The organism is Brasilonema angustatum (assembly GCF_059505445.1).
On sequence record NZ_JCACKO010000024.1, the window covers coordinates 1 to 17,339 of the forward strand.

14 protein-coding genes are annotated in these 17,339 nt (G+C 41.8%); 9 read left to right on the top strand and 5 right to left on the bottom strand.

The window, feature by feature from the left end; genetic code table 11:
- The first annotated feature begins 373 nt into the window (after positions 1-373).
- The 5 genes from AC5JM2_RS06050 (at position 374) to AC5JM2_RS06070 (ending at position 8,852) form a co-directional block, all read left to right on the top strand.
- Entirely contained in the window at positions 374-1,057 is a 684-nt protein-coding gene (locus AC5JM2_RS06050) for an HAD family hydrolase (protein ID WP_495834005.1), read from the top strand.
- Between the two features lie 1,125 nt (positions 1,058-2,182).
- A complete protein-coding gene (locus AC5JM2_RS06055; RefSeq protein WP_495834006.1) occupies positions 2,183-2,752 on the top strand; it encodes a helix-turn-helix domain-containing protein in 570 nt (189 codons plus the stop codon).
- Positions 2,753-2,781: 29 nt separating this feature from the next.
- Complete coding sequence (locus AC5JM2_RS06060; RefSeq protein WP_495834007.1) at positions 2,782-5,841, top strand: peptidase domain-containing ABC transporter; 3,060 nt, start codon at positions 2,782-2,784, stop codon at positions 5,839-5,841.
- 425 nt (positions 5,842-6,266) lie between these two features.
- Positions 6,267-7,805, top strand: coding sequence for a beta-barrel domain-containing protein (locus AC5JM2_RS06065; RefSeq protein ID WP_495834008.1), 1,539 nt, complete (start codon positions 6,267-6,269; stop codon positions 7,803-7,805).
- Positions 7,806-7,859: 54 nt separating this feature from the next.
- Positions 7,860-8,852 carry a peptidylprolyl isomerase gene (locus tag AC5JM2_RS06070; protein ID WP_495834009.1) on the top strand — a complete coding sequence of 331 codons (993 nt, stop codon included), beginning with the start codon at positions 7,860-7,862 and terminating at the stop codon, positions 8,850-8,852.
- Between the two features lie 158 nt (positions 8,853-9,010).
- Here the strand turns inward: AC5JM2_RS06070 and AC5JM2_RS06075 are convergent, their stop codons facing one another.
- The 3 genes from AC5JM2_RS06075 to purN all read right to left on the bottom strand — a co-directional run bounded on the left by AC5JM2_RS06075 (position 9,011) and on the right by purN (position 10,584).
- Positions 9,011-9,217 (bottom strand): hypothetical protein, encoded by a 207-nt coding sequence (locus AC5JM2_RS06075; RefSeq protein WP_495834010.1) that lies wholly within the window; start codon positions 9,215-9,217, stop codon positions 9,011-9,013.
- A 120-nt stretch (positions 9,218-9,337) separates the two neighbouring features.
- Positions 9,338-9,550: a hypothetical protein gene (locus tag AC5JM2_RS06080; RefSeq protein ID WP_495834011.1), complete on the bottom strand. Its 213-nt coding sequence runs from the start codon at positions 9,548-9,550 to the stop codon at positions 9,338-9,340.
- Positions 9,551-9,852: 302 nt separating this feature from the next.
- Entirely contained in the window at positions 9,853-10,584 is a 732-nt protein-coding gene (purN, locus tag AC5JM2_RS06085; protein ID WP_495834012.1) for a phosphoribosylglycinamide formyltransferase, read from the bottom strand.
- Between the two features lie 715 nt (positions 10,585-11,299).
- On the opposite strand from purN, the gene AC5JM2_RS06090 reads away from it, so the two are divergent.
- Positions 11,300-11,956, top strand: a complete 657-nt coding sequence (locus AC5JM2_RS06090; RefSeq protein ID WP_495834013.1) for a pentapeptide repeat-containing protein — start codon at positions 11,300-11,302, stop codon at positions 11,954-11,956.
- Positions 11,957-12,352: 396 nt separating this feature from the next.
- Here AC5JM2_RS06090 and fraD read toward each other — a convergent pair whose 3' ends face one another.
- On the bottom strand, positions 12,353-13,381 hold the full coding sequence (fraD, locus tag AC5JM2_RS06095) for a septal junction protein FraD (protein WP_495834014.1): 1,029 nt from the start codon (positions 13,379-13,381) through the stop codon (positions 12,353-12,355).
- Positions 13,382-13,445: 64 nt separating this feature from the next.
- Positions 13,446-13,988, bottom strand: a complete 543-nt coding sequence (gene fraC / locus AC5JM2_RS06100; protein ID WP_495834015.1) for a filament integrity protein FraC — start codon at positions 13,986-13,988, stop codon at positions 13,446-13,448.
- Between the two features lie 440 nt (positions 13,989-14,428).
- Between fraC and AC5JM2_RS06105 the strand changes: the two genes are divergently transcribed.
- The 3 genes from AC5JM2_RS06105 to AC5JM2_RS06115 all read left to right on the top strand — a co-directional run bounded on the left by AC5JM2_RS06105 (position 14,429) and on the right by AC5JM2_RS06115 (position 17,197).
- A complete protein-coding gene (locus tag AC5JM2_RS06105; protein ID WP_495834016.1) occupies positions 14,429-15,565 on the top strand; it encodes a cob(I)yrinic acid a,c-diamide adenosyltransferase in 1,137 nt (378 codons plus the stop codon).
- A 650-nt stretch (positions 15,566-16,215) separates the two neighbouring features.
- Positions 16,216-16,764, top strand: a complete 549-nt coding sequence (locus AC5JM2_RS06110; protein WP_495834017.1) for a cytochrome C — start codon at positions 16,216-16,218, stop codon at positions 16,762-16,764.
- Positions 16,765-16,810: 46 nt separating this feature from the next.
- Positions 16,811-17,197 (top strand): four helix bundle protein, encoded by a 387-nt coding sequence (locus tag AC5JM2_RS06115; protein ID WP_495834018.1) that lies wholly within the window; start codon positions 16,811-16,813, stop codon positions 17,195-17,197.
- Positions 17,198-17,339: the final 142 nt, after the last annotated feature.

Genomic DNA, 17,339 nt, shown 5'->3' on the forward strand with positions numbered 1-17,339 from the left:
TGGTGAGGTTATTTACGGACTGGTTACCGTGATTTACTCACAACGAATCGCACTAAATGTTTTTGTACAATTCCCGCTACATCCTGCGCCAGTTCAACTTCAGAGTTAAAAATTTGCACCTGTAGAACATCGATGCAAAAAGAATTTTTGGGGGTTGACATCGGAGTATACAGAATATTTTCAGACAAACTCAAAGGAAATGAGTAGGGACAGAGTTACCGATCTGCCCTAACTCGTATCAGCTACCATAGGTTGTCATGTGAATGCTCAATTATAAGTTCCTATTTTTAAGAATGCAGACAGAATCACAAAGTAGGGCAAAACAATGTAAACTCTGTAAAGGAACTTTACAATAGTTTACACCTTAAATACCATGCTAGCTGCAATTCTCTTTGATCTAGATGGAACGATCGCCAACACTGACCCCATACACTACCAAGCTTGGCGGGAAATGCTGATAGGCTACGGCATGGACATTGATGAAATATTTTATAAATCCCGACTGAGCGGGCGAACCAATCCACAAATTGTAGAAGACCTCCTGCCACAATTATCACCAGAAGAAGGTGCAAAGCTTGCAGACGACAAAGAGGCTCTTTTCCGCCAAAAAGCCAAGACTATTCTCAAACCTTTAAGCGGATTTTCAGAACTCATAGCATGGACAGATGCGCATCAACTGAAACGTGCTTTGGTTACCAACGCTCCTAGATTAAATGTCCAATTCATGCTAGAAGTCTTGGAAATCAAAGAAGTCTTTCATACAGTTGTCATAGCAGAAAATGAGATAGCCGCTAAACCAGATCCTGCACCCTACCAAGTTGCCCTAAAGAAGTTAGGTATCACAGCAGAACAAGCAATAGCATTAGAAGATTCTCCCTCTGGAATTTGTTCTGCTGTTGGTGCTGGTATTCGCACCATTGGTGTGACAACAACTCAGGAGCCAAAACTTCTCCACTTACTCGGGGCATTTATGACAGTTCCAGACTTTAGTGATTTGCAACTGTGGACACTTCTCAACTCGTCGGTACAGGAAGATGTGGCTTGTTTAGATTCATAAAGCCTCGCGGGATGTGTGGAAACCTGATCGAAAAGGCAGGGGGCAGGGAGCACAGGGAGCAACACCAGAAAAAAATTACCCTGCCATGTAGGTTTGATGCCCCTTCTTTCAAGAATGGAGAAGAAAAAATTGTTGAGAGATGCAAAGCGGAGCCAGCGCTTGACTAGGGTTGCAAATAGACCAAAATCTGATTTTTGCCAAGAATATATTATTTTCAACCTTTAGATAGATGCTTATCTAGTAAATTGTAAATTCAGCGAAATTTCCCAGAATGACTTAAGAAAATATAAATTTAGTGAAAAATTTGATTTTTTACTAAATCACTCTTGACAAAACCTTTGATTATAGAATAAAACAAAACAGTACATTCATATACAGATTTAGTTAGAACTTGTCTTCTGTGATAACTTCTCAATTTCTCAAAATCTTTTGATGAAAAAAGAGTTAGTGGTTGGCATCTTCAACTAGCAAATATTGCAGTTAAGTTTAACTGTTGCTATTTTTACACCCTTGAAGCTGTTTTCAAACTTTTTGCAACACCACTTCATCACCCTACATTTCTGGAGGATAAGTTATTAAACAGTTAGGTAGAATTCATGAAAATAATCAAAACTTATGCAGAGGAGTTTTGTATTATTTATCCATATAGGATGAATAGTAGAACATGATTCTATCTGTGCACAGATATCAAAATAGGCTGTGCAATTCTTGGGTAACAGCGGTTTTCAGATCTGGTGGGCATTACTCACGAACATCTTAAATGTGCATCATATAAGCTTTTATTTGTGGTCTATTCATAGAATCAGCGCTGCAACTCGTAATATCAAAATCCCACCTAGAACTACTTTTTTTCCCTGGCAAATGTCATTTGCTGCTTTCATAACAGGGGGTAGTTAAACCTGATTTGGGATGTTCTTTTCAAGGAACGTAATCATCTTTTTGCTAACCACTATAGTTAATTAGGTAAATAACAGCTACCTGTCTGATGTACTTTTCAGACAAATTGATTCTACGTCTGTAAAAACTGAGCGTAAGAGATTTCAGAACAGATATGGAAGCATTTGTCCACCTGCTTAAATTTGACAATCACTGCTCCCGAATTATTCACAAAATTCAGGTAATGTAATGATTTTTGAGATTTCTGACTTTTATGAAAGCAAGTTTTTAACACCTTGTCAGCGTCAGGTTTTGTTGAAGAATTTGCAAGCTAATTTGCAACCAGAATACCGTCGGAGGATAGAAATTATGTTGCTGGCAGATGTGGGTAAATCGCAAACCCAAATCTGTAAGATTTTAGGTTGTTCTCAGGAGATGGCGCGGTATTGGATCACCGTCGCACAGCTAGGTTTGGCGGACAAATGGCAAGAACGACCGATAGGTAGACCGAAGATTGTCAACGATCAATATATCCAAAGGTTAAAAGAATTGTTTAGTCATAGTCCGCGTAAATATGGCTATGCATTTAGTTCTTGGACATCTCAATGGTTAAACAAACATTTAGCAACTGAATTTGGAATTGAAATCAGCGATCGCCACATTAATCGCCTGCTCAAACAAATGGGGCTTTCTACACAAAAACGCTCCTCTAAAAAGCAAGCAACTAAAGACACCAAGGAAACTGGCATTCGGATCTGTGACTTGCAATCTCACAGTGAGCCTAGTTTCCATTGGTTATTCAATCATCATGCAAATTAATAACTAACTCTTGGGATGGAGGAGAAATCATGTCATCAGGGTTTTCCCAAGAACAACTGAGTCAACAACTCATGACTTTCTTAGGAGAGAAGCTTTCACCAAAGGAAGTGATGAATTGTCTAAAAGAAGTGGAAATTGTCGAACCACCCCTAGCAAAGCTGTTTTGGCAATCAACAAACGCTCAGCCGGGAATTTATATAGTCCTTGCGGGTAAAGTGAGACTGCTGGATAGTTCTGTTAACTTAATCTCCACGCTTGCAGCAGGATCATCATTTGCTGAGATGACTCTGTTTGCAGAAGAAGACTTTATTCCTTACGCTGCTAGAGCTTCACATAACTTAAAACTCTGTTATATCAGCGCAGATGCATTGCAGATTTTGATGGACAAATACCCCAAAATCCGCGATCGCCTGTTGAGAAACGCAGAACTTTGGGATTTACAGTTGTTGTATCAAAATCAATACCCCAATACATCTGTTAATAGCATCTTTCAAGCTTTATCCCTGTTTGAAAGGCATTCATTCAATAAATTTCAAGAAATTGACGTAGCTCCAGATACTAAGTTATGGCTACTACACCGAGGCAAACTACAGCATTCTGACGGTAGTTGTTTGACTCCAGGCAAAATCTATGCTGTTCCACAAGATACTTGTTGGCAGGCGACTCAACCAACAATTGTGTACAGTCTGCCCAATTCTGATTGGCTTGCAGCAGTGCAACACTTGCCCCAATTAACAGAATTGATTGCCTCTGATTCTAAACAAATCACAACTGAGGAAAACGAAGCGCCTCACACCTCATTTCCACAAAAACGTACCAATAGCAGGAAAGTCATTCCATTCCCCTCGCACGCCGCCCCCCCAAAACAAAAGCGACAGCGACGTGTCTACTTCCCTAGCCCTCAGGTAAAAGCAGGACATTTATGGGCACACCTGACGAAACGCTATCCCTTTTTTGAACAACAAAGTGCCTCAGACTGTGGTGCAGCGTGCCTTGTGATGATGAGTCGCTATTGGGGTAAGCGCTTTAGCATCAACATATTGCGGGATTTAGCTAACGTCAGGCGGACTGGGGCATCTCTACAAGGTTTAGCAGTAGCAGCAGAAAGTATCGGTTTTGCAACTCGTCCAGTGAAAGCCAGCCTGGACAAATTGGCACAACAATCCTTACCAGCGATCGCCCACTGGCAAGGCAAGCATTACATCGTCGTCTACGAAATCACTCCTAAACAGGTAATTGTCGCCGATCCTGCCATCGGTCAACGCACCCTCACTTATGCTGAGTTTAAAGCAGGGTGGACTGGTTATGCCTTATTAGTGCAACCGACAGCAGAACTCAAAGAAAGCCAAGAAGCGAGTACACCATTCTGGCAATTGTGGGAGTTAGTCAAACCACATTGGCAAGTCCTGCTGGAAGTCTTCATCACTTCGGTTTTTATCCAGGTGTTTGGACTAGTCACGCCTCTGTTCACCCAGTTACTGTTAGACAGAGTGATTGTCCAAGGTAGTACCCTCACCTTAACTGCCATTGGGTTAGGGTTGCTGATTTTTGGTTTGTTCCGCGTCGCCATGAACGGACTGCGACAATACCTGCTAGATCATACAGCCAACCGGATCGGAACAGCGCTGATGGTAGGTTTTATCAAACATACCTTCCGTCTTCCCCTAGCCTTCTTTGAGTCGCGTTACGTGGGCGATATTGTTTCTCGCGTTCAAGAAAACCAAAAAATTCAGCGTTTCCTGACTGGCGAAGCACTGTCAATTATTCTTGATTTACTGACGGTGTTTATCTATGTGGGTTTGATGTTTTGGTATAGCTGGCAAATGGCATTGTTAGTGCTGTTGATTGTGCCGCCATTTTTTATTCTGGCGCTGGTTGCTACACCTTTTTTTCGCCGCATCAACCGTGAAGTTTTTAATGCTTTAGCCAACGAGAACAGTTATTTAATTCAAGCCCTGACAGGAATTCGCTCAATTCGTTCAATGGCAATTGAACAAACGGTGCGCTGGCATTGGGAAGAACTGCTAAATAATTTGATTAAAAAAATGTTTGGCGGACAAGTCATTGCCAACCAACTGCAAGTTCTCAGTTCTACCATCGAATCAGTGGCAAATACAGCATTATTATGGTTTGGAGCATGGCTGGTGATTCACAACCAACTGACAATTGGGCAACTTGTAGCCTTCAATATGTTGTTGGGTAACATCATTCATCCTTTCCAACGCCTGACAGTACTGTGGAATCAAGTACAAGAGGTGATGGTTTCCACCGAACGGATTAATGATGTTCTAGAAGCCGAACCAGAAGAAGACTTACAACATCAACCACGCCAATCTTTGCCAAGACTGCGAGGTTACATTCGCTTTCGCGATGTGACTTTCCGCTATCACCCAGAAAGTGATATCAACGTACTAGAAAACCTCAGTTTTGAAATTCAGCCTGAGCAAACTGTAGCGGTTGTAGGGCGTAGCGGTTCCGGGAAAACAACCCTTTCCAAGCTGATTTTGAGTTTATATACCCCGACAAATGGCAAAGTATTAATTGATGGTCATGATGTGACGAGTCTTCAGATGCGATCGCTACGACAACAAATTGGTGTTGTTGATCAAGAAACCTTTTTGTTTGGCGGTACGATTCGGGAAAACATTAGCATCGCTCACCCAGAAGCCACTTTAGAAGAGATTACCGAAGCAGCGAATCTTGCAGGTGCTTCAGAATTTATTCAGCAATTACCTATGGGTTACGAAACCCAAATCGGTGAAGGTGGCGGAATGCTTTCTGGTGGACAACGCCAACGTCTAGCAATTGCTCGCGCTTTACTAGGTAATCCTCGGTTGTTAATTTTCGATGAAGCAACCAGTCACCTCGATGCGGAATCGGAACGGATTATTCAAAACAATTTGAAAACAATTCTCCAAGGACGTACCAGCTTGATTATTGCCCATCGACTTTCTACGATTCGCAATGCTGACTTGATTCTGGTATTAGATCAAGGTGTGTTGGTGGAAAGCGGGACTCACAAGGAATTAATCGCCAAAAAAGGTCATTACTACTACCTCAATCAACAACAACTTGCTCAAGTAGGTTGAGATTCTGTAGAGATGTTACATACAGCCTTCCTAAATAGGATGTGAACACCTTCTTCTCAGATCTTGCACCATACTTTTCGTCCGCCAAGAAATAAATTTCTTGGCTCAAAGTCCAAGTCCGTTAAAACGGACTGAAAAACTTACTCAGTCCGTTTTAACGGACTTAGTTTATTAGCCCAGAACTTGAGTTCTGGGCGTACTCAGCCGGAGATGCAAGATCTGAGTCTTCCTCTTCTCTTTCTTTTCTTTGCGACGCCAGTCGCCTCAAGTCGGGAAACCCGCCCACGGCGCTGGCTCCTCTTTGCGCTCTTTGCGGTACCCTTCGGGAAGCCGCTCCGCGTCTACGTTTTTTTTTTTTTGTTCACGACCTATCTGGGATTGCTGTATAACGTCTCTACATCAAATCACTTATCACTCATCACTCTATGGCTTATCCATCCAATAATTCATCATCACCATTCACCCCAACCGATGATCAGCAACTGAGCACTCCACCTAATGCAGTTAAGGAAAATAATAATCTAGGAGTTAATGCCAAAGATTGGTTTTACGGTACTGAGGAACTACTAGATGCTTTACCTCGTCTTTGGACACGCTCTTTGCTGTATTTGCTGATAGGTTTTAGTGCGATCGCCTTACCGTGGGCAATGCTGTCTCAAGTTGATGAGACAGGAACTGCTAGAGGACGTATCGAACCACTAGGCGCAACGCAAAGATTAGATTCTCAAGTTAGCGGCAGTATCACTGCTGTCAGGGTGAAAGAAGGAGAGCAAGTTCGAGCCGGACAGTTACTGGTAGAACTGGAGTCGGATGTATTGCGAACCGACTTCAAACAGGCGCAGGCAAAGCTAGAAGGACTCATAAATCGGCACTCACAACTCGAACTCATCAAAAACCAATTGCTACTGGCAATTCACGTCCAAGAGCAACAAAACCAATCCCAAGAATCAGAAAAAATTGCCCAAGTTAATCAGGCAAAGCAAAATCTGGATGCAAAACAGAGTACCTATAACTTACAAAAATTGGAAAAACTGGCTTTAGTAGATCAGGCTAAGCAGCAGATTAACAGCACTCAGAATGAGCAGAAGTCGGCCCAAAGTCGTTTGAGTATAGATTCAAAACAAGTCAAACGCTTTAGCAAACTCGTGAAGGATGGTGCGGTTTCCGCAAATCAAATTGACCAACTCAGAAAAGAAGAACAAGAAAGCAAACGACTCAACCAAAAAACGCAATCGGATATCAAACAAGCCCAGCTACGCTTCCAAGAAGAACAAAACCGCTATCAGGCAACTATGCGCCAAGCCCAGGCAGATATTCAGCTCGCAAAACTGAGACTGCAAGAGGGTGAAAGTAGCTATCAAAGTGTTATTCAAGCTGGGAAACTAGCTGTTTTTAAAAATCAGGAACAATTGAAAGACCTGCAAACACAAATTGTTACTCTGAAATCAGAAATTGCTCAAACCAAAAACCAAATCGATTCCTTAAAGCTGCAATTAGAGCAACGAGTTATGCGATCGCCCGTTGATGGTGTCATTTTTGATTTACCCATCAAAAAGCCTGGTGTCGTCGTACAACCCGGTCAGATCATTGCCCAAATAGCCCCTAAGCAAACTCCCTTTGTACTTAAAGCCAATATGCCTAGTCAACAAAGTGGTTTCTTAAAAGTAGGAATGCCAGTCAAAATCAAATTTGACGCCTATCCCTTCCAAGATTATGGAGTCGTTCCAGGGCGTGTGATTCGGATTTCACCAGACTCCAAAATTCAGGAAACTCCCCAAGGAAAAATAGAAACTTTTGAATTGGAAATATCCTTGAATCAGCCTGATATCCAATCTGGTAACAAACATATTCCCTTAACCCCAGGTCAAACAGCAACAGCAGAAGTGATTGTTCGTCAGCGGCGCGTGATTGATTTCATTTTAGATCCGTTCAAAAAACTGCAAAAAGGTGGTTTAGAGCTTTAACCAACAGTTAAACAGTTATCAGTTATAGGAATGCTAAATCATTTATGAAAAATCTTGAGTAGTGTAGGGTGGGCACTGCCACTAAAACCCAAATATAGTGGGCAGGATCTGACTGGCAGTGCCCAACGCCAGATACCAAGTGAGGGAAACCCTCCTGCAGTACTGGCTCCCCTACGTGTGTTTCTTGGCGTCCTTGGCGTCTTGGCGGTTCGTCAAAAATTCGTACGCCATCAAAAAAATGTTAATAATCAGAGGAATGAAATGATGTTAAAAGTGTTGAATGTGTCTGGTAAAGAAATGCTAGAACAACTGAAACTTTCCTGCCATATTCCTGGTTTATTAGATGCGATCGCCACACGCCAAATTATTTTTGATGCTGCAATATCTGCAGGTATTAAAGTAGAAGTACAAGAACTGCAACAGTCAGCCGATAGCCTGCGGACAGCGAATAACCTACTGAAAGCGGAAGATACTTGGGCATGGCTACAAAAACATCATCTTTCCTTAGAAGAGTTTGAACAATTAGCCGAAATTAACCTCCTATCTGCCAAGTTAGCGAATCATTTATTTGCAGATAAAGTGGAATCATTCTTTTATGAACACCAACTGGATTATTTGGCAGCAGTTACTTACGAAGTCATCTTAGAGGATGAGGACTTAGCTTGGGAACTTTTTTATGCACTCACTGAAGGTGAAATGAGTTTCCAAGACATGACTCGTCAACACATCCAAAATCCAGAACTTCGCCGTACAGGTGGATATCGTGGAATAAGACCTCGTAAAGATTTTAAACCAGATATTGCTGCTGCGGTCTTTGCTGCTAATCCTCCTGAGTTACTCAAACCCATTGTCACTACACAAGGAGTCCATCTCCTGAGGGTTGAGGAAATCATCCGTCCGGAATTAGATCAGCTGTTACGCTTGAAGATTATGAGCGACTTTTTTTCGACTTGGTTAAAGGAACAAATGGCGCAAATAGAAGTTATTCCACATTTTGAATCAGATTCCTATTCTCCACCAGTTCAGGAATTACTGAAGCTAGCTTAATCGCTATCAAACAATTTTTCTTAACCAGATACAATTGGTATCTGGTTTTTTATTCATAACAATTATCAATGACTTCTGAACAAAAAAACTCGGTTTGGCAAAACTTACCGAGTTTATAATGTATGGTGTATGAGTCTTAAGTTATTGAGATTTATTTATCATTTTTTTAAGGAACTATCTGTGACTATGAGGTAAATCAGATAAGCTGTAAATGCTTTTAATAACGTGTTTGCGAATATACTAAGAGGATTACCACCCATGACAGATGCAGACTCTGTTTCAGAGAGTTCATTTAAAAATGTTTCAGATTCTGATAAAGTTTGGCAACTAGTCGAATTTATATCAAAAATTTTGATTTTAGCCATTGTGATTTATTGAGTTATAAAATTTGATGATTGACAATAATTTGATGGATTGAAAAATAAATTTATAGAGACAGGTTTTAACTATCTCTATAAATAATACTAATGAATTAATTATTTACATTATTTCACTAGTTCGGTAATTGCTAAAATTCCTGTACCCTTCAAGAATGAATTTTGCAAAATTTCAGATATTTTTATTACAAAGGCACCGTAGTTGGTCGCAAAAGTTAGCGCATCACTACCACCGTTAACAGAGGAAGACTCTGTTTCAGCTACTTCATTGATAAAAGATTTGGAGTCGAATGCTAGGTCGGAAACGGTAATTTTAGACATGATGTTTTCCTTAATTTGTAGTTACTCAGATTAAGTTATCGCTTAACCCATGCATCTATTTTTATCGACCTTAAAGATAAATTCAATAGATTGAAATGAGTTGATTTGTCCTAAATAAAGGAATTATGTCTTCTAGTTTTTCAGGGTAAGAAAAGTCAATTTTTATTTGATGATTATTTAGCCGATATCGCAAGATTGTAGAGAAAGATTGCTTCAAGACATAATTAAAGGATTTTTGTCTTTTAAACTGGTTGTGTGGCAAAAATAGACAGTGCAATTGAGTTTTGGCAACTTTCTAACCGTTAGATGGGCTTGCTGCTAGGGCGATGCTCCAGCAGGGAGCCAGCAAAGCTGATCGCCAAAGGTAAAATCCGATGTTCCTGAACTTGAATCCTCGCGTGGAGTGTTTCTGGTGTATCATCAGGCAACACAGGCACCGCTGCTTGCATCAAAATGGAACCGCTATCCATTTCTAAACAAACAAGATGCACAGTACAACCAGCAATTTTCACCCCCTCAGCAAGAGCTTGTTCTACTGCACGTGATCCTTTAAAACTAGGTAACAAACTGGGATGAATATTGATAATCTTGTTAGGAAACGCATCAATAAAAACTGAGGTTACCAGTCGCATCCAACCTGCCATCACCACCCATTGCACATCGTACTCCTGCAAGGTTTGGACAATTTGTCTATCCAAATCTTCACGGCTTTTGTAGTCGCGGTGATTAAGAAGCACAGCAGGGACACCCCACTTTGCTGCCCGTACTGCGGCATAGGCATCCGGATTATTGTAGATGAAAACTTGAATTTGGGCGGACAACTGCCCGTCTTTGATTGCTTGGGCAACAGCCTCAAAATTACTGCCACTTCCAGATGCCAGAATTCCTAATTTTATGGGAGTTTGTGTACGAAGTCTGTCAGCACTTATATTGGGAGAAATAAGGCTAGGGAAGAAAGCGTCAGGGTAAGTCAACCCTGCAGGAGAGTGTTCCTCGGCAGGCGGGTGCTGTGTAAAATCAGGGCTAAAGCTCATCACGGCAGAGAGGACAAATCAGTAGATGCCAAAAATTTTACCAGAAGGAACTCAGGAGGAGCCAGCACTGTAGGAGGGGAGCCAGTGCGTTGCGGTGAGGCAGCGCGGACGCCACATGCCTACGGAGGGTCTCCCGACTTGTAGACGCCGGAGGCGGCTTCCCGCAGGGTAGCACCTGGCGGAGCGCGTTAGCTCCGGCCCCCTTAGGGGCTAGCGGAACTGCTCTATGGCTAACGCCACGCCTTACGGCTATCGCAGCGTCCCCGGAGGGCACGCTGCGATAGCCCTCCGGGGAAGACCTCCGGTCTCGCTACGCTAACGCCAGTCGCCTGCGGAGGGACACCCTCCCGCAGCGCTGGACTCACCGTAAGGCGTGGCGTTAGCCATAGGGCGTTCAGGAGTCAGGATTAAGAATAACTCAGTTGTCAGAACGCAGAACGGGCTGCGCCCTTGCACTCTACAGAATACATCCCCCTAAATAAACAATTGGGACTGCTTTGCTAAAATATCAAGTTTTTGTAACCTTTATCAGAATCTTTTGACATAAATAAGAACTCAAAGCTTGCATAATAAGGCTTTTGCTGATTTTACTGGAATTTTTGGGAATTTTTCCTAAATTCTTGACTCAGCTTATATACTTCTGAGGTGTAATCTCAAAAATGCAGTGATTTTCGGTATCCGCAGTTTGGATATGTTACACCCAGAGGTCAATACCATGAGAAACTTTGCTGAAAAACACGAATTCATTCTCAATCAAATTACAGATCAATGTTTTCAACAAAGGGACTTGAGTGGATGCGACTTAAGTGGTATCGACTTGAGAGCAGTTGATTTAAGTGGAATGAACTTGATAGGAGCAGATTTGCGCGGGGCTAATCTCACTCATGCAATCCTCACTGGTGCAAATCTAAGTGGGGCAAATTTAATGCAAGCCAATCTACGGGAAGCTTATTTATATGAAGTTTCTTTATGTGAAGCTAATTTGAGTCATGCTGATTTAAGTTATGCAAATTTGTGTGGAGCTTTTTTATGGCGAGTAAAGTTATGTGGAAGTAAACTATGGGCAGCTTCTTTGTGTGATGCTGACTTAAGCGAAGCCGACTTAACTGAAGCTAACTTAATTGAAGCATCACTCATTCAAGCTAATTTAGTAAGAGCCAATCTTACAGGTGCAAAGCTTTGTGGTTCAAGGTTACTAGAAGCCAATTTGAATCAAGCTAACTTAACTGCTGCTGACTTGACATGGGGAAATCTCATAGAGGCAAATTTGAATGAAGCAAACCTTTGGGAGGCAAATTTATCGGAGGCAAAACTACAAGGTGCTATCATGCCTGACGGAACTATTCACCAACCTCAAATCTTCTTTTTTTAAAATAAGCCTTCCAATACAGTTGAGTTAACGTAATTGTTGCTCACAGAAACTCGGTTTCTTCAAGCAACCGAGTTTCTTCAAGAGTGCTTATCTGAATCCTATTGTCCTGACTTCTCTTCTCATCACCAAATTTTGGATTTTAAATTTTAAATTTTGGATTGAAGATTCAAAATTTAAAATTTAAACTGGTCTGTTCGCGTAGCGTTCCCGTAGGGTAGCCCCCGAATTAATTCGTGGAAGAAATCCAAAATCCAAAATTCTATCTTGTTGCCCCTGCATTCATGAGCCAGTACTGCGGAAGGTGACGACAACCGGCTGCGGGAGGGTCTCCCTCCGCAGGTATCTGGCGGTGCATGGGGGAAATCTAAAATCCAAAATCCAAAATCCAAAATTGAGTCACTGCTGCGGTGGTGGTGAACTTGCAAAAAATGAAATTTTTGCGTTGCATTCTATTTCGGCGATGGTATTTTTGTTTTCCGTTTTCTTAACAGTTTGGCTGGAGGTGCTTCCAGATGTTAACACTGGATCAACTCGACAGGATTTTTCTAAGTAATATCCACGAGGATTAGAACTAGGGCCTTCCCAGATGCTTAGGAGATCAAGCTTGTATCCATCCTTAACGCCAGATACACGCGGTTCAACACGCCATAAGAACCTTTCTTCATATTCTGCCAATTCTTTTTGTATGACTTGCTTGCCTAAGTTACCCACATTTTGTCCTGCATTAATTAACCATTGTTCTGCTTCCGACCAAGGTTTATCACGTAATTGATCTTCCACTTTTGGGCTAAGTTGATCTAAAATTAAAACGCCGTTTTTTGGAATTTTTTCAGTTGATACTGTTTTAGTAACAAAGGCACTCTTCTGATAATTGTCTACTATAAGACTCGGATATTGCTTTAACCAATTCTGTGTAACAAAAAAGAATTGCAGCCAACAACTAATTACCATACAACTGCCAACCAAAATAATCATTTTTTGGCGGTCTTCTATCTTCGGAATTTGAGTTTTCGCGTCTATACCACTTCCTTCAAAAAATTCTGGAATGGCAGTAATAATTGCTGAAATCGTTGGCCAAAGAACAATTGTCCTTGTTGTCAAAACATTTTCTTCATAACCAAAGGCAAAAACACTGACTAAAAATCCAGTAATCAGTGCTCCTACAGGCAGATTAGTCCCTGGAACATATAATGGGTTATCCGTCGTATACCAAGCAGTACCAAAAATTAGAAATAACCAACCGCAAAAAGCTATTAAGTCTTTGACAAATCCCAGAGAAAGAGATGACATTAACCAAGAAAAAAGACTTAAATAAATTAATGTTTGCCAAGAGTAAGCTTTTGGCGGAATCAGTATTTTTTTGATACGTTCATAAACGCCTTCAACAATTCCAAATAGACCAAATGCATCCCTTATTAATTGCATATTTTCTCCTTTAATTAAAAAACCAATAAAAGTGATTGTAGTTGATGATTCAACTTGAACACAATTATGTATTCACAGAACGAACAAATAAGATTATTGCGACTAAACTATAGCTGAGTGCATTGGCTATAAGTATAGTAGTCACTATATTTGTATTTTGCCACTTACTCTTAGAAGCAAAACGGGAATTACGTCGTTGTAGAAGTTGAGGCTCGGAAGGAGCTTTTTTGAATTCACTTAATGATATTAACAAGACTCTTAAAAGAGCATATTTAACTATAAAAGTCCCAAAGAAAATGATAAAAGCCGTTAAAATTAATAATGTTTGTATGCCAGGTGTTTGTAAGCGATTGAAGAAAACAAAAGTTATTAATTCGGATTTCAGACTTGGTAATAAGGTTGGTTCTACGAAGAAAAAGATTATCCAACCAATCACATTAGAAAAGACATTGATAGAGATAGCATAAAAAGCGCTCGTTTTTTTATCAAATTTTAGCCTTGTATTTAAGACATATGCTTCGATAGGGATTGCTACTAGTAAAAATAAAAAATTAAACAAAATTGCCGCAATGGGAAAAATTTGGGGAAGTTCAGGAATGTCAAACATAAACAAGTAATCGCTAAAGTGTAACTTAAGAAAGTATAGCCGCAACACTGAGCATAATTGGGGCAACTAAGTTATTCAAGATATGCCCTACAGGCATGAATAGTCCAATTTGCCGATGAGTGTGCAAAAGGCACAAAATTCACTTCGCTAACCTGGAAGAAAACCAGAGAAGCGCAAGTAGTATAGCCCCTAGCTGTATGTAGTTTTTCTGTGTGACAGTTTATCTTATTCTTCGAGTTTTTTAGCATCTTTTTGTTTATATATCCTCTTGTTGTGTTTCTTCATACATTTCAATACCTTATAGAGTGTGAGGTGTGAAGAGTCCTTGCACCCCACAACGCTCTTTTGCTTGAACTGAACTCCCTGCATTGGCTTGCCTGCACGAAATCTGATAAAACCTTGGGTAAGATCAAAGACTCCGACGTTAAAGCTTTCAAAAGATGACAAGGAACAGCATTGGTATTCGTACGGCGCAATTGCGCCCCTCACGGCTTACTGGTCAAATTCACGTTTATGATGGTGCAGGTAAAGGCAAGTCACAAGCAGCTTTAGGAGTCGTGTTGCGCTCTATAGGGTTGGGGATAAATACTCCCAATAATTGTAACCGTGTTTTGCTGTTGCAGTTTTTAAAAGGACCAGAACGGGATTACGATGAGGATGGCGCTATAGCAGCCTTGCAACGAGGTTTTCCCCATCTGATTGACCAAGTTCGTACTGGTAGAGCAGAATACTTTGGACCAGAAGAAATTACGCCTTATGACAGGGCTGAAGCGGCGAGAGGTTGGGATGTGGCTAAAGGTGCGATCGCAAGCGGTTTATATTCAGTTGTCGTATTGGATGAAATTAACCCCGTCCTAGATTTAGGTTTGCTTGGAGTAGATGAAGTGGTGCGGACACTCACATCCAAACCACAGGAATTAGAAATCATTGCTACTGGGCGTGCAGCACCGCAAAAATTACTTGATATTGCGGATTTACACTCAGAAATGAAACCCCATGTCCACCCAAGCGCAAAAATACATGGAATACAAGGTATTGAAATTTATACTGGCGAGGGAAAAGGGAAATCAACGAGTGCCTTGGGCAAAGCCTTAAAAGCAATTGGTAGAGGAATTAATCATCCAGGTTCTACTCGGGTATTAATTATGCAATGGCTAAAAGGTGGCACTGGTTATACTGAAGATGCCGCCATAGCCGCTTTACAGCAGTCATATCCAGAGGTAGTGGATCATCAACGCTGTGGACGAGATGCGATTGTCTGGCGCAACTCCCGTCAAGAATTGGACTACGTGGAAGCTGAACGCGGTTGGGAAATTGCTAAGACTGCGATCGCCTCCGGATTGTACAAAACGATTATTCTCGATGAGCTTAATCCTACAGTAGATTTGGAACTCCTACCGATTGAACCGATTGTTCAAGCTCTACTTCGTAAACCCCGCGATACCGAAATCATAATCACAGGTCGCTGCCAAAATCAACCAGCATACTTCGACTTAGCTAGCGTTCACTCTGAAGTTTACTGTCACAAGCACTATGCCAATCATGGTGTAGAACTTAAACAAGGGGTAGATTTTTAAAAGAGTCAACAAATTAGGGGTGTAATACCGTTTCACTTTAAGGTTGATACAAATAGGCAGCAGAGGAGCAGAGGAGCAGAGGAGCAGGGGAGAAAGAATTAGAGACTAATCATTTGTATCAAGGATTTCGTGAAATGGTATAAGGGTGTAAGGGTATAAGGGTGTAGGGAACCCCATACCACAAGTAGGGGGCTTGTACCTAAGACTCGGGGGGGTAAGGGGTAACAGATGAAAAATTAAACAATCTGTTACCAAAATAGTTCTAATCTTTTCACGCCAGATACCTACGGAGGGAGACCCTCATCAAGTACTGGCTCCCCTACACCCCCACACCCTTAAACCCCTATACCCCTAATCTTTTGCCCCAACCCTTACACCCTTTGTTGGTCAAAATACCTTGACTATTAACTGATTCCCAAAAAAGAATAATCTGTTTTGTAAATATGGATAACAATACACTGGACTTAATTACAGCAGGATTGGCGATCGCTATTATCTTAGGTGCCTTCCTGATGATGTTCACTACGATTCTGACCACCAAACGCAAGTAAGCTTGAGCTGGTGGACAAACATTTTGAAACACATACCTGGCTATCCATGTCATAAGATGTGCAACAAGCGCCGATATCCAAAGTTTGTGAGTGTGACGAATGTCAAATATTGTTAAGCGCCAATCACGTAAGCGAAAACAAAAGCAAAAGCCCATCGGTTTGCTTTTGGTCATTTTGGCTTGGAGTCTAGCTATGGGATGGCTGTTAGCTTTGGCAACTCATGCCAATGGTGCTACTCCTACCTCAGAGGTAGGTACTGTTGATGTTGTACCAGCACAATATCAACTAGGACAACAATTATACATAGAAAACTGCTCCACTTGTCACATAGCCATACCACCAGCTGTTTTGCCTACCCAAACTTGGAAAAATCTTTTGGAAGATACACAACATTACGGCGCACAGTTAAAGCCTTTGGTCGATCCGCCACGTGCTTTAGTATGGAAGTATCTTGCAACTTTTTCCCGTGTTCAACTCCAAGATGAGCAAACACCATATCGCATCAATAGCTCCCGGTATTTCAAAGCTTTGCATCCTAGAGTCAAGCTACCTAACCCCGTGCAAATTGGCAGCTGTGTCACCTGTCATCCCAGCGCTACGGACTTTAACTTTCGTCGTCTGACTCCGGAGTGGGATAACTCCCAGTAAGGAGAAGGGAAGCAGGGGGAGCAGGGGAAGCAGAGGAGCGGAGGAGATGGCAAGAGAATTTATAAAAAGTCACAAAGAGTTAGAAGTGTATCAAATGGCTTTTGATGCAGCTATGAGAATTTTTGAATTTTCAAAAAAGTTTCCTGTGGAGGAGAGGTATTCGTTGACTGACCAAATTCGGCGTTCGTCGCGTTCTGTTTGCGCTAATTTAGCTGAATCTTGGCGCAAACGTCGTTATGAAGCAGCATTTGTAGCTAAATTGAATGATTGTGAAGCAGAAGCGGCTGAAACTCAAACCTGGATTGAATTTGCTGTCAAATGCAATTACATGGATGTAGAAGCAGGGCGAGAACTCTACGGAACTTATAACCGAATTTTGGGTGGTTTGGTGAATATGATTGCTAATCCTGAACCTTGGCTAATGAAACGTTGAAGTTTTTTCCCCTCCGCCCCTCCGCCCCTCTGCCCCTCCGCCCCTCCGCCCCTCTGCCCCTCCGCCCCTCTGCCCCTCCGCCCCTCTGCCCCTCCGCCCCTCCGCCCCTCCGCCCCTCCGCCCCTCCGCCCCTCCGCCCCTC

Excerpts from the sequence above, each read along its gene's own strand:
- AC5JM2_RS06050 (WP_495834005.1), top strand. The coding sequence starts at position 374 with ATGCTAGCTGCAATTCTCTTTGATCTAGATGGAACGATCGCCAACACT.
- AC5JM2_RS06055 (WP_495834006.1), top strand. The coding sequence starts at position 2,183 with ATGATTTTTGAGATTTCTGACTTTTATGAAAGCAAGTTTTTAACACCT.
- AC5JM2_RS06060 (WP_495834007.1), top strand. The coding sequence starts at position 2,782 with ATGTCATCAGGGTTTTCCCAAGAACAACTGAGTCAACAACTCATGACT.
- AC5JM2_RS06065 (WP_495834008.1), top strand. The coding sequence starts at position 6,267 with ATGGCTTATCCATCCAATAATTCATCATCACCATTCACCCCAACCGAT.
- AC5JM2_RS06075 (WP_495834010.1), bottom strand. The coding sequence starts at position 9,217 with ATGGCTAAAATCAAAATTTTTGATATAAATTCGACTAGTTGCCAAACT.
- AC5JM2_RS06080 (WP_495834011.1), bottom strand. The coding sequence starts at position 9,550 with ATGTCTAAAATTACCGTTTCCGACCTAGCATTCGACTCCAAATCTTTT.
- purN (WP_495834012.1), bottom strand. The coding sequence starts at position 10,584 with ATGAGCTTTAGCCCTGATTTTACACAGCACCCGCCTGCCGAGGAACAC.
- AC5JM2_RS06090 (WP_495834013.1), top strand. The coding sequence starts at position 11,300 with ATGAGAAACTTTGCTGAAAAACACGAATTCATTCTCAATCAAATTACA.
- fraD (WP_495834014.1), bottom strand. The coding sequence starts at position 13,381 with ATGCAATTAATAAGGGATGCATTTGGTCTATTTGGAATTGTTGAAGGC.
- fraC (WP_495834015.1), bottom strand. The coding sequence starts at position 13,988 with ATGTTTGACATTCCTGAACTTCCCCAAATTTTTCCCATTGCGGCAATT.
- AC5JM2_RS06105 (WP_495834016.1), top strand. The coding sequence starts at position 14,429 with ATGACAAGGAACAGCATTGGTATTCGTACGGCGCAATTGCGCCCCTCA.
- AC5JM2_RS06110 (WP_495834017.1), top strand. The coding sequence starts at position 16,216 with ATGTCAAATATTGTTAAGCGCCAATCACGTAAGCGAAAACAAAAGCAA.
- AC5JM2_RS06115 (WP_495834018.1), top strand. The coding sequence starts at position 16,811 with ATGGCAAGAGAATTTATAAAAAGTCACAAAGAGTTAGAAGTGTATCAA.